This window comes from Brotomerdimonas butyrica (assembly GCF_025567305.1).
Taxonomy (GTDB): domain Bacteria; phylum Bacillota; class Clostridia; order Peptostreptococcales; family Anaerovoracaceae; genus Lentihominibacter; species Lentihominibacter butyricus.
The window spans coordinates 1-12589 of the sequence record NZ_JAOQJP010000014.1; the positions used below are offsets into that span (position 1 = coordinate 1).

The 12589-nt window shown below is 49.1% G+C and carries 9 protein-coding genes; 1 reads left to right on the plus strand and 8 read right to left on the minus strand.

Features of this window, described 5'->3' with window-relative positions:
- Positions 1–212 precede the first annotated feature (212 nt).
- Entirely contained in the window at positions 213–1874 is a 1662-nt protein-coding gene (gene gltX / locus OCV59_RS10090; protein WP_147594355.1) for a glutamate--tRNA ligase, read from the plus strand.
- Between the two features lie 108 nt (positions 1875–1982).
- Here gltX and OCV59_RS10095 read toward each other — a convergent pair whose 3' ends face one another.
- The 8 genes from OCV59_RS10095 to recD2 form a co-directional block, all read right to left on the minus strand.
- Positions 1983–3233 carry an adenosylhomocysteinase gene (locus OCV59_RS10095; protein ID WP_147594356.1) on the minus strand — a complete coding sequence of 417 codons (1251 nt, stop codon included), beginning with the start codon at positions 3231–3233 and terminating at the stop codon, positions 1983–1985.
- A 114-nt stretch (positions 3234–3347) separates the two neighbouring features.
- Positions 3348–5177 carry a glutamine--fructose-6-phosphate transaminase (isomerizing) gene (glmS, locus tag OCV59_RS10100; protein ID WP_147594357.1) on the minus strand — a complete coding sequence of 610 codons (1830 nt, stop codon included), beginning with the start codon at positions 5175–5177 and terminating at the stop codon, positions 3348–3350.
- 15 nt (positions 5178–5192) lie between these two features.
- Positions 5193–6542: a phosphoglucosamine mutase gene (gene glmM, locus OCV59_RS10105; protein WP_147594358.1), complete on the minus strand. Its 1350-nt coding sequence runs from the start codon at positions 6540–6542 to the stop codon at positions 5193–5195.
- 33 nt (positions 6543–6575) lie between these two features.
- Positions 6576–7511: a CdaR family protein gene (locus OCV59_RS10110; protein ID WP_147594359.1), complete on the minus strand. Its 936-nt coding sequence runs from the start codon at positions 7509–7511 to the stop codon at positions 6576–6578.
- Complete coding sequence (cdaA, locus tag OCV59_RS10115) at positions 7501–8352, minus strand: diadenylate cyclase CdaA (protein ID WP_262584327.1); 852 nt, start codon at positions 8350–8352, stop codon at positions 7501–7503. Before cdaA ends, OCV59_RS10110 begins: the two co-directional genes overlap by 11 nt.
- Before the next feature lie 249 nt (positions 8353–8601).
- Positions 8602–9126 carry a ribosome hibernation-promoting factor, HPF/YfiA family gene (gene hpf / locus OCV59_RS10120; protein WP_147594361.1) on the minus strand — a complete coding sequence of 175 codons (525 nt, stop codon included), beginning with the start codon at positions 9124–9126 and terminating at the stop codon, positions 8602–8604.
- A 460-nt stretch (positions 9127–9586) separates the two neighbouring features.
- Positions 9587–10357 carry a ComF family protein gene (locus OCV59_RS10125; RefSeq protein WP_147594362.1) on the minus strand — a complete coding sequence of 257 codons (771 nt, stop codon included), beginning with the start codon at positions 10355–10357 and terminating at the stop codon, positions 9587–9589.
- Positions 10358–10361: 4 nt separating this feature from the next.
- Complete coding sequence (gene recD2 / locus OCV59_RS10130; protein ID WP_147594363.1) at positions 10362–12578, minus strand: SF1B family DNA helicase RecD2; 2217 nt, start codon at positions 12576–12578, stop codon at positions 10362–10364.
- Between the last annotated feature and the right edge of the window lie 11 nt (positions 12579–12589).

Sequence of the window (12589 nt, forward strand, 5' to 3'; positions counted from 1 at the left end):
TGATATATGGAAATACGGGTTATTGAGAGTATGGGATACTGGGAGGCAGTCTCCGATCTTTTAACCTACAGAAACTTGACACTGTCCTGCCGCTTTTCTTCTATTGCAACCTGCCGTGATAACTGATAAAATAAATAAGTATGCAAATGAAAGGAGACGCGGCCGCAGCAGACTGCAGATCACAGAACTCGCTGCACTGCCGCAGAATCGATATGGATAATAATAAACTTGCGGAGCTTTTGTTCCCTGCTATAGACAAGACTCCCGAAGACTATGAAACGATATTTCCGAAAAGAGACCTTCCAGAAGGCGCCATGGTGACACGACTCGGACCAAGTCCGACAGGCTTCATCCACCTGGGAAACCTTTACGGAGCTTTCGTCGACGAAAGGCTGGCACACCAGTCAAACGGCGTTTTCTACCTCCGTATAGAGGACACTGACGACAAGAGATACGTCGAAGGCGCTGTCGAAACGATCATCAACTCGCTGCGCTTTTTCGATATAAACTTTGACGAAGGCGCTCTCCTCGACGGCGAAAAAGGCATCTACGGTCCTTATTTCCAGAGCAAGAGAGGCGAGATATATCAGTGCTTCGTCAAGGACCTCGTAAAAAGAGGCCTTGCTTACCCGTGCTTCCTGACAGAGGACGAGCTCGCCGAGATCAGGAGCGCTCAGGAGGCAGCCAAGGAGACGACAGGCATCTATGGAAAATATGCCGAAAAGAGCAGAAACCTCTCTTATGAGGAGATCGAAGCGAATATAAAAGCCGGCAAGCCTTACGTAGTAAGACTCAAATCATCCGGCAACCACGATCTGCCGTCAGAGGAGATCAGACACATAAAAGTCGAGGACGCCATCAGGGGCACACTTTCCATGCCGGAAAACGACCAGGATATCGTCATCCTCAAGGCTACAGGCATCCCTACTTACCACTTCGCACATGTCATCGATGACCATTTCATGAGGACTACTCATGTTGTCAGAGGCGAAGAATGGCTGATGTCGCTGCCTATACACGTTGAGCTCTTTGAAAAGCTCGGCTTTGAAATGCCGGTATACTGCCACACCGCACAGCTCCTGAAGCTTGACAACGGCAACAAGAGAAAGCTCAGCAAGAGAAAAGACCCTGAGCTGTCGCTCGACTACTACAGACAGGAAGGATATCACCCTCAGGCTGTAAAGGAATACCTGCTGACCATACTGAATTCAAACTTCGAAGAATGGCGCATCGCAAATCCTGACGCACCTGCAGAGGACTTCCACTTCACGACAGAAAAGATGAGCAGCGGCGGCGCACTGTTCGACCTGAACAAGCTCAATGACATCTCAAAGGACGTGCTCGTGAAGATCCCTGCAAAGGACCTCTGTGCTTTCCTCATCGGATGGGCAAAGGAATTCAGACCTGAGATCCTGCCGCTCCTGGAAGGCCATGAAGAATATATAGAGAAGATACTCGATCTGGGCCGTGACGGCAAGAAGCCTAGAAAGGATTTCATCTGTGCAAAACAGATATTCGAATTCATCAGCTACTTCTTCGACGATCACTTCGTCATCGAAGACAGCATACCTGCCGAAGTAAGTGACGAAGACGCTGCCGAGATACTGAGAAAGTACCTCGAGACTTACGATCACAGCGACGATCAGAGCCAGTGGTTCGACAAGATCCGTGCGATCGGCGAAGAACTGGGCTATGCTGCGAAACCTAAGGATTTCAAGAAAAATCCGGACCAGTACAAGGGTCACGTAGGCCATGTCAGCACAGTCATCAGGATCGCTGTCATGGGCAGGAGCCAGTCGCCTGACATCTGGGAGATCCAGCAGATCCTCGGTGAAGACAGGACAAGAGAGAGGATCGGGATGCTGATAAAATAACCCTAAAACAAAACTTCACCTGTGAGAATGCAATCAATGATTCTCATGGTGAAGTTTTTTAATGCTTTTATTATATCAGGCTACGTTTTCAGATCTGTACTGCAGCGCCTACAGCTGCCAGCTGTCGAGATACTCTTTCTGCTCGTCTGTGAGACTGTCTATCTCTATTCCCCACGCTTCGAGGCGCTTTCTTGCGATCACATCGTCGATCTCGTCTGATACGTCGATGACTTTGTTTCCGAGCTGCTTGTAGTTATCCTTTATGTACATCGCTGACATCGCCTGTACTGCAAAGCTCAGATCCATGATCTCTGCAGGATGTCCGTCTGCCGCCGCGATATTCACGAGCTTTCCTTCGCCTATGACGTTGATGATCTTTCCGTTTTCGAGAGTATATCCGATGATGTTGTTTCTCATCTCCTCTGACTTCACAGCTGCCGCCTCAAGGCCTGCCATGTCGATCTCGACATTGAAATGGCCTGCGTTCGTCAGGATGGCTCTGTCTTTCATCTTCATCATATGCGGTACCGTGATCGTGTGCTTGCAGCCTGTTGCCGTCACGAAGATGTCTCCCAGCGGCGCAGCCTTGTCCATCGTCATCACGTCATAACCGTCCATCTTTGCCTCCATAGCCTTTACCGGATCGATCTCAGTAACTATGACCTTTGCACCGAGCGCCGCAGCTCTCATCGCTATACCTCTGCTGCACCATCCGTAGCCTACCACGACAACTGTCTTTGACGCTACGATCAGGTTCGTGTTCCTCATGATACTGTCCCATACGGACTGACCCGTACCATATCTGTTGTCAAACAGATGCTTGCATTTTGCATCGTTCACCGCTACCATAGGGAACTTGAGAACGCCTTCCCTTTCCATAGCCTTGAGCCTGATAACGCCTGTCGTCGTCTCTTCGCAGCCGCCATAGACTTCTTCCATCAGATCCGGTCTCTTGTTGTGCAGCATCTCCACCAGATCACCGCCGTCATCGATTATTATATTAGGCTTGTGCTCCAGGCACATCTCTATGTGCTTCATGTATTCCTCGTCTGTCGCTCCGTGATATGCAAAGACCTGCAGTCCCCTGTCTGCAAGCGCCGCGGCAACGTCATCCTGAGTCGACAAGCTGTTGCTTCCAGTCACAGACATCTGTGCTCCTCCTGCAGCAAGTACCAGGCAGAGATACGCAGTCTTCGCTTCCAGATGCACTGAAAGGCTTATCTTCAGGCCCTCGAACGGTCTGTCTCTCTTAAAATCCTCTTCCAGTGCAGAAAGCAGCGGCATGTTGTTCTTTACCCATTCTATCTTTCTGTGTCCTGACGGTGCCAGGGAAATATCCCTTACATCATAGTTATTCATTACTAACTCCTCTCGAAAAAAATTTATTTCCTTTTATTTTATGAGCGCGGGCGGCGCCTGAACGCCGCCTGCGCGTATCATCTGTTATTTGTTCTCCAGCTTATTGTCCGTCGCTTATTCAACTGTTACGGATTTTGCCAGATTCTTAGGCTTGTCGATATTGCATTCTCTTTCCTTTGCAACATAATAAGCGAAGATCTGAAGCGGTATGACTGCCAGCACCGGTGAGACCTCATCTATGCAGTACGGCACATATATGACTTCATCAGCGACTGATTCTATCTCTTTTCTGCCTTCCTTTGCAACTCCGATGACTCTTGCACCTCTGGCCTTGATCTCTTCTACATTCGATACCATCTTTTCATACAGGAAGTCCTGTGTCGCAAGTGCGAATACCAGCGTGTCAGCCTCCATCAGCGCGATCGTTCCGTGCTTGAGCTCTCCTGCTGCTATCGCGAACGAATTTATGTATGATATCTCCTTGAGCTTGAGCGATCCTTCATATGACACGCCCGAATCGAGACCTCTTCCGATGAAGAAGACCTGCTCCTTGCTGTAATATTTCTTTGCCAGTGCCGCTATCGCGTCTTCCTGTCCGAGCAGAGCTTCTACCTTGTCCGGCAGCAGCTTTAGCTCTCCGAGTACCTTGTCGTAGTAGTCCTTTTCGATAGTGCCCTTCGTGCTTCCCATATAAAGTCCTATCAGGTACATGCAGATGAGCTGTGTCGTATATGCCTTTGTAGAAGCTACCGCGATCTCCGGACCTGCCCATGTATAGAATACATCGTCGGATTCTCTCGCTACCGAGCTGCCGACTACATTTACTACAGAAAGCACCCTTGCGCCTTTTCTCTTGGCTTCTCTGAGCGCTGCGAGCGTATCGAGCGTCTCACCCGACTGGCTTATAGCGATGAACAGTGTGTTTTCATCAACGAACGGATCTCTGTATCTGAACTCGGATGCCACATCGACTTCAACAGGCACCCTTGCCATCTTCTCTATTACCATCTTTCCGACAAGACCTGCATGGTACGCTGTACCGCATGCCACGATATATACCTTGTTGAAATTCTCTATATCCTCTTTAGTCATCGAGATCCCGTCGAGATTGATGCTGCCGTCATCGTTCAGTCTTCTGTTGAGCGTTTCGAATATGCCCTTAGGCTGTTCGTGGATCTCCTTGAGCATGAAATGCTCGTATCCTTCCTTCTCTGCCGCATCTGCATCCCATGTGACATGGAAAACATCTCTCTTGACCTTCTGTCCCTTATCATTGTAGATAGCGATATCATCCTTCGTCAGGACCACAGTCTCGTTGTTCTCGATCAGATATACTTCTCTTACGTACTTCAGGAGAGCAGGGATATCCGATGCGATGAAGTTGAATCCTTTGCCTATTCCTGCTACGAGCGGTGCATCTTTTCTTACTGCAACGATCTTATCAGGCTCTGCCGCAGCGATCGCACAGATCGCATATGCGCCTCTCATCTCTGCAACAGCCTTGTTCACAGCTTCATGAAGATCACCTTCGTAGAACACGCCTATCAGGTGCGCGATCACTTCCGAATCGGTCTCCGATTTGAAGTGGACTCCTTTTTCATTAGCGAGCCATTCCTTGAGTTCCTGATAATTCTCGATTATACCGTTATGCACTATCGCGATGCTGTTGTCCTCATTGCCGTGAGGATGCGCATTGAGATCAGACGGCACTCCGTGCGTCGCCCATCTAGTATGACCTATACCCATTGAGCTGTCAAACTCCGGATCGCCTATTATTTTCTCGAGGTTCTTTATCTCGCCTACATGCTTTCTTATCTCTATCTTCCCGTTTATCGGAAGCGCTATGCCTGCTGAATCGTATCCTCTGTATTCAAGTCTTTTAAGACCGTCTATTATCTTCTCCTTTGCGTGGTCTGTTCCCACGTAACCAACTATTCCGCACATTTATTCCTTCTCCTCCTATCCGAACCTCTTCGTAAGTATGTCAGCCAGGCCCTCAGCCAGCTGCGTGATGTGTGCCACGTCCTGACCTTCAAGCATGACTCTTACAAGCGGCTCTGTCCCGGAAGGTCTGATCAGCAGTCTCCCGGATCCTTCTATTTCTTTTTCGACTTTTGCTACAGCGTCTTTTATCTCGCTGTCATCCATGAATATCGACTTGTTTTCATTTTTAACTCTGGCATTCCTGAGCACCTGAGGGAATATCTCTATCTCATCTGAAAGCTCAGAAGGTTTTCTGCCCGACAGCAGTACTGCCTGCAGCAGCTGCAGTGACGAAAGTATTCCGTCTCCCGTCGTCGTATGGTTCAGGAAAATTATATGTCCTGACTGTTCTCCGCCGATCCTGCTGCCTGTCTTCAGCATGCTTTCCAGAACGTAGCGGTCGCCTACTCCTGTGACTTCAACACTGCATCCCATGCCGTTTATGTATTTATGGAATCCTATATTGCTCATAACAGTTGCCGTCACGATATCGCCCGCCAGCTGTTTTCTATCCTTCATCATCTTTGCACATATGCATATGAGCTTGTCACCGTCTATGATCCTGCCCTTTTCGTCGACAGCTATCAGTCTGTCCGCATCTCCGTCATATGCAAGCCCCATAAACGCGCCCTGCTTTACGACTTTCTCCTGAAGCTTCTCAGGATGTGTGGAGCCATAACCGTCGTTGATATTCACACCGTTCGGTTCATTTCCTATCACCGTTATATCAGCGCCGAGCTCCGAATATACCTTTTCCGCAACGCTGTATGCCGCGCCGTTTGCACAGTCCAGTACAAGCTTTATACCCTTTATGTCGACGTCTATCGTCGACTTGAGGAATTCTGCATATTTTTCTTCAGCATCATCGTCAGCTTCAAGACATCTTCCCAGCATATCTCCTGTGATATGGCTGTTCACGTCGATATCGCGCAGGATTATATCCTCGATCTCATTCTCTATGCTGTCATCGAGCTTGAAGCCGTCCCCGTTGAAAAACTTGATCCCGTTGTACTCAAAAGGATTGTGCGAAGCCGAGATCACGACTCCCGCATCGGCCTGATAGACTTTTACCAGGTGTGCGATCGCCGGAGTCGGAAGTACTCCGACCTTTATCACGTTCCCGCCTACTGCCAGGATACCCGCACTGAGTGCATCCTCGAGCATATCGCCTGAAAGTCTCGTGTCTTTTCCGATTATCACTACAGGACGTTCCTTGTCCCTGCTGAGCACATGTGCCCCTGCTTTGCCGAGCTTAAATGCCAGTTCCGGAGTCAGCTCTGAGTTGGCAACTCCTCTGACTCCATCCGTTCCAAACAATCTTCCCATGTTCTTCTCCTCATTTCACTTCAGTTTACCTGCTCAGTCCGAGCTCGCTTTGAGCCTGATCTTCGCTGTCACAGGTTCATTACTGTTATATAAATATACGCCTTCCGGCAGGTCAAAATTCAGTTTGATCTTATGAGTTTCAGTATCGCTCACTCCTGTCATGTCAGCTGTGCCTTTTATGCTGTCTACATGATCCAGCACTTCTGCAGGTGCGACTATCTTTATCTGGCTGTCAGCGCTGATGCTGTCCGCCTCATATCCATCTTCCATATTTTCTGCTGAGACCTCAAGGGTCACGGTCTTGACAGTAAGGATCCTCACTTCCGCTGTCACGCTGCCGTCCTGGACCGATACTCCCGCAACAGCATTGCCCTTTTCATCGACAGCTGTGACCGTCGCATATTCCCAGCTGCTGTGATCTTCCGACATATCAGCCACTGAAACAGTTCCTCTGACTTCCGAAACCTTGTCTATAAGGCTTGATGCACCTGACACAGTCACTGTTTCAGGCATGAACGAAAGCACCCACGGCACCTTTGACTTGCTGCCGCTCTTGCCTTCAAAGCTTATGGAAACAGGCTTCTCCGCCTCTTCTATCGCCTCCACCTCAAACGTCAGATATTCGTCCGACGTGCTTTCTACGCTTATACCGTCCGGAGTATTTATTTTCACTTCCACGGTATTCTTTCCTTCCTTGCATGACGATACGTCCACGTATGCCGACATCCCGTTTCTCTTGACATCGTTTACGAGTGAACGTTTACCTTTTATCTTGGCAGAGATCTGCATATTTTCATTTTCGATCGGAGCGAGTCCTTCCTCCGCCAGCATGTCGGAATTCATAAAGCTGACAGTGATATTGCTTACAACAGATGTCTTGGCCGGATCCACTTCTCCCATCACGTACATCCACAGCAGGACTGCGGCCACAAGGGAGAATATTCTCAGAAAGGTTTTGTTATTTAGCATTGTTCTTCCCCCTGATCTTGTTGAAAAACTTAGGTATCACAGCCATCGTGCCTGTTATCTCACCAGTATTGAGATACATGTTGAGCAGTGTTTTCTCGACAGTCTTGATATCGAGGAACCTCGAAAGCTGCCCTTCACTTGCCATCGAAATTATCCCGGTCTCCTCCGACACTATGATCGTCAGTGCATCAGAGTTCTCTGTGATGCCGATACCTGCACGGTGTCTCGTCCCCAGCTCCTTGCTTATCGTATTGTTCCTTGTAAGCGGCAGCACACATCCGGCCGCATATACACGCCCGTCGCGGATTATCACTGCTCCGTCGTGCATAGGCGCTCCCTCGTAAAAAATATTGCCGAGAAGCTGCTCAGAGATCTCTGCATCGACTATAGTCCCGCTCTCCATTATATCTGAAAGCGACGTTTCTTTTTCAAAGACAATAAGCGCACCTACTCTGTCTCTGGAAAAGGTCTCGACAGCCTTCACGATATGTGAAGTTATCTGCTTGCCACGCTCTTTATCCATTTCACGAAGAGGTGCTTTAACTATTTTGCTCCTGCCCATGTACTCCAGTGCACGTCTGAGTTCCGGCTGGAAAACCACCAGTATCGCAACTGCTCCCAGCGCCACAGTTCCTTTGAGGAGCCAGTTTATCGTATGTAAATTCAGCAGTCCCGAAAGGAATGTCGCCACGACCAGCACTACTACACCCTTCATGAGCTGCTCCGCTCTGGTCTGCTTTATCAGACCCAGTAATTTATATATGACGAAGGCCACTATAAGGATGTCTATGACATCGTTTATTCCGACCCCGTAAAAAACGTTCTCAAAAAATTTCTGCATTATCCTGCTCCCTTTTCCCGTCTAAACGACCACCTCTATTTTACAAAATATAGTAGAGCATTTCAATAGAAATGCCCATAAAACACTAAGACTTCACATATATCTCACATACATCACGCGCGCTGCATTTTTGCACAAAAAACGGAGCTGCCGCCCGCCCTGCACAGCCTTTATCGCGGCATGCACGAGCGAAGCAGCAGCTCCTGCGATCTTATATATCAAAGACAGTGATCATCTGCCCGTTTATGATCAGTATACAGTCTCCAGAACTCCGTAATCATTGTCGTTTCTTCTGTATACGACATTCACTGTGTCAGTCTCTATATTGACGAATACGAAGAAATTGTGAGCCAGCAGTTCCATCTGCACGACAGCCTCATCGACCGTCATCGGCGTCAGCTCGAACTTCTTTTTCTTCACAACATGGAATTCTTCAGGTTCTTCGATATCCGGAAGTTCCGCAAAAGTGAGTTCCTTATGACCCTTGTACTTTTTCTGCAGCTTGCCCTTGAATCTCGACATCTGGCTTGAAAGCTTGTCGATCACGCGATCCACAGCATCATAAGGGTCGTTGGCTTTTACTTCAGCTCTGAAAATAGTTCCCTTTGCATTTATGGTAGCTTCGACTTTATAATCGCCCTTTTCTTTTATGATCATTATATTGCCGGTGATTTCATTTGAAAAATACTTGTTGAGTTTCTCAAATTTCTTCTCTACAGTTTCCTTGAGCTTGTCACTTGGTGTGTAATTTTTACCGTTTATAACTGTCTTCATAATAGCAACCTCCTTTTTCAGCTGTCACTCTGATGCTTTTCTTGATTATAGCACATCTGCTGAATAGTGGAACAGTTTTTTTGCATCGTTCACAGAAAAATCTGAAACTCTTCACATTCTCAGAAGAATATAAAATGCATATAAAAACAGTGCACATAGATGGCTCAGCTGACCTGGTCTTTGCCCCCACACCTGCCTTTACCTGAGTTTCTCAGAGGACTTACTTCTAAACTACGCCATGATCACTGCCGCCTTGCGGATCAGCTTACGTGGGACCTTTCGCCCGTAGCTGGCCTGGCCTTTCAACCACAGACCTGAGCCATGTATATGCACTGCTGTTTTCATTCTTATTAAGTTGTTTTCTGTCGCTTTGCATATGATGCCGATACTCCCCGGCAGATCCGCATCGCGATGCCGCATGCCGGTATGCCATGATTTATGATATGCAAAGCCGCACATATCATGAAAGCGAAGGTTTTCTGTTGCCTCCGGAAGCCAGAGTGAGCAGCGATATTTCCGAAGCTCCGGCGGCTGCAAGAGCCCTGCTGCAGGAGTCTGCCGTGATGCCGGTCGTATATATATCGTCTATCAGCAATACTCTTTTTCCTGCTATTTTCGACGTTTTCCCGTCAGCCACCGCAAACGCATCCGCGAGCTTCGCCTCGCGTTCTGCCGGCGTCAGCCCTCTCAGGGGCGGTGTATCCTTTTTTCTTATAAGGATACCGTCATCAGCAAGCACTCCCCACCGCTCCGAAAGACGTTTCGCCAGCAGTGCCGACTGATTGTAGCCGCGCTTTTTCATACGGCTGCGGCTTACCGGTACCGGTATTATAACATCCGGATGTATATTTTCACAAGAAATTCTGTCATAAAGTATGTCGCCGAATTTTCCGGCAAGATATCGTCTGTTGTTGTATTTGAAATCGAACAGCAGCTCGCGTTCGTGCAGGCCGTATGTAAAGCAGCTGTATCCTTTATGAAAATCATGCGCATACGTCATGCAGTCATAGCACAGGTCTCCCCGGTACGTTTCCGGCAGCGCCTTGCCGCACTTTTCACATGTGCGGCTGCCGATCCAGTGTATCTTACGGACACACTTGTCGCACAGAGAATACGGTCTCGTGCTGTCTATCAGACTGCCGCAGCATATGCAGTATATATTCGACGGAAACACAGCCTCCATCACTTCGTTTTTTATTTTCTCCAGTTCTCCCTTTATCCCCTTTTTCAAATCTCTACTCCATTTCCATGATACGGCTCAGGCGTACCCCCAGTCCTGAAAACCGCTCATTTATCCTGTCATTATCGACCATCGCATCGAGCTTGTTCTCTGAGCCTACGAGCACTACCGCGCGCTTTCCCCTCGTCACGCCGGTATAAAGCAGATTTCTCGTCGCAAGCACCGGCGGGAACCAGCTCACCGGCATTATCACGATCGGGAATTCACTGCCCTGGCTCTTGTGCACCGTGATGGCATATGCGAGCTCGAGCTCATCGAGCTGATTGAAATTATACGTCACGTATCTGACTTCGTCGTAGACGACTGTGACCTCATTGAATTCCCTGTCCACGTGGTGGATCACGCCGACGTCACCGTTGAATACGCCTTCTCCTTCTGTAAAGTCCTCAAGGTTCTTCCACGTCATCTGGTAATTGTTCTTTATCTGCATGACCTTGTCGCCTTCACGGAATATGCGGTCTCCGAACTGCTTTTCCTCCAGCTCCGCGCAAGGCGGATTGAGAACGTCCTGCAACTCCCGATTCAGATTGATGCTTCCCAGCAGCCCTTTCCTTACCGGCGTCAGCACCTGTATATCGGCGGTAGGCGATATGTCGCTGTAATAATCCGGCAGCCGCTTCAGGCAGAGAGTTTTTATCGTCTCCAGCATTTCTTTCTCCGCCGAACGCCTCAGCAGAAAGAAATCCTTGCCCTTTGCATTACAGTCCGGATACTCGCCGTGGTTTATCCTGTGCGCATTGACGACTATCATGCTCTCCTTAGCCTGCCTGAAGATCTCTGTAAGCTTCGTGCTGTATATGTATTCGCTGCTTATCATGTCGCGCAGCACGTTGCCTGCGCCGACCGACGGCAGCTGATCCGCATCGCCCACTATCACGAGTCTTGTACCCGGCCTTATCGCGCTGACCAGACCGTTCATCAGTATCAGATCTATCATCGACGCTTCGTCGACTATCACAGCATCGTAATCCAGCGGATCCTCCTTCGTCTTACCGAAACGCATCATGTTTTCACTTTCCGAAAAGTAGTATTCGAGCAGACGATGTATCGTCGACGCATAATGTCCCGAGGTCTCGGTTATGCGTTTTGCCGCTCTGCCCGTAGGCGCCGCGATCGCAGTCTTAAGGCCGCTTTCCTCGAGTATATTTATTATCGTGTTTATTATCGTCGTCTTTCCTGTTCCCGGTCCGCCTGTGATGATCGAAACTCCCATCTGCAGCGATGTCTTCACCGCATGCTTCTGATTTTCCGACAGGTATATCCCTGTCGCGTTCTCGGTCCTGCTTATCAGGCTGTCTATGCCGCCTGCGACCGGTTTCAGCTGCGCATCGTTTATTGCCGAAAGGCACTTGCACACGTTCTGTTCAGCCAGATAGTACGCCGCCAGAAAGACTGCATTGCGCCCGTCGAGCTTCTCGATATATATATCGCCTTCGAACGCCATGTCTATAAGCTGTTCCCCGATCAGCTCGATCGGCAGATCCAGGAGCTGTCCCGCCTTTTCACACAGCATGTCCTGCGGCAGGAATGTATTGCCCTCGCCTGCAAAGTATGACAGTGTGAATTTCACACCGCTCTTTATCCTGAACTCATCGTCTCTTGCCACGCCCATCCGGTCTGCGATCTTGTCCGCTTTTTTGAATCCGACGCCGAAAATATCCTCGACCAGTCTGTATGGATTTTCCTTGACCGCTTCGATCGTCCCCGACCCGTAAACGCGGTACAATTTCATCGCGTACTCAGCGTTTATGCCGAACTGCTGCAGATACAGCACTATGCTCGCGAATTCCCTGTGCTTTCCGAATGCCAGCGAAATACGCTCCGCCGTCTTTTTCCCTACCCCCGGGACATCCGTCAGGCGATGCGGCTCTTCCTCGATCACCCTGAGCGTATCGGTGCCGAAAACCGAAACTATCGCTGCCGCAGTCTTTCGGCCTATGCCTTTCATCGCCTCCGATGCCAGGAATTCTCTGATACCGTCTTCAGTCGACGGCATCACTTCCTCAAAGCTTTTTATCGAAAACTGCTCGCCGTATACAGGGTGTGTAGTGAACTCTCCCTGCAGGATGTAGCTCCTGCCCGCAGTTACCGCAGGCAGGTTCCCGACTGCCGTGAAAGCATCGGTTTCGGTTTCGAATATCGCGACTGTATATCCGTTCTCGCTGTTATGAAAAATTATTTCAGCTATCGTTCCCTGCTTTTCTTCCAACATATGCCCAGCCA

What these genes read in the sequence shown, in the direction of transcription:
- gltX (WP_147594355.1), top strand. Translation starts at nt 213, where the DNA reads ATGGATAATAATAAACTTGCGGAGCTTTTGTTCCCTGCTATAGACAAG.
- OCV59_RS10095 (WP_147594356.1), bottom strand. Translation starts at nt 3,233, where the DNA reads ATGAATAACTATGATGTAAGGGATATTTCCCTGGCACCGTCAGGACAC.
- glmS (WP_147594357.1), bottom strand. Translation starts at nt 5,177, where the DNA reads ATGTGCGGAATAGTTGGTTACGTGGGAACAGACCACGCAAAGGAGAAG.
- glmM (WP_147594358.1), bottom strand. Translation starts at nt 6,542, where the DNA reads ATGGGAAGATTGTTTGGAACGGATGGAGTCAGAGGAGTTGCCAACTCA.
- OCV59_RS10110 (WP_147594359.1), bottom strand. Translation starts at nt 7,511, where the DNA reads ATGCTAAATAACAAAACCTTTCTGAGAATATTCTCCCTTGTGGCCGCA.
- cdaA (WP_262584327.1), bottom strand. Translation starts at nt 8,352, where the DNA reads ATGCAGAAATTTTTTGAGAACGTTTTTTACGGGGTCGGAATAAACGAT.
- hpf (WP_147594361.1), bottom strand. Translation starts at nt 9,126, where the DNA reads ATGAAGACAGTTATAAACGGTAAAAATTACACACCAAGTGACAAGCTC.
- recD2 (WP_147594363.1), bottom strand. Translation starts at nt 12,578, where the DNA reads ATGTTGGAAGAAAAGCAGGGAACGATAGCTGAAATAATTTTTCATAAC.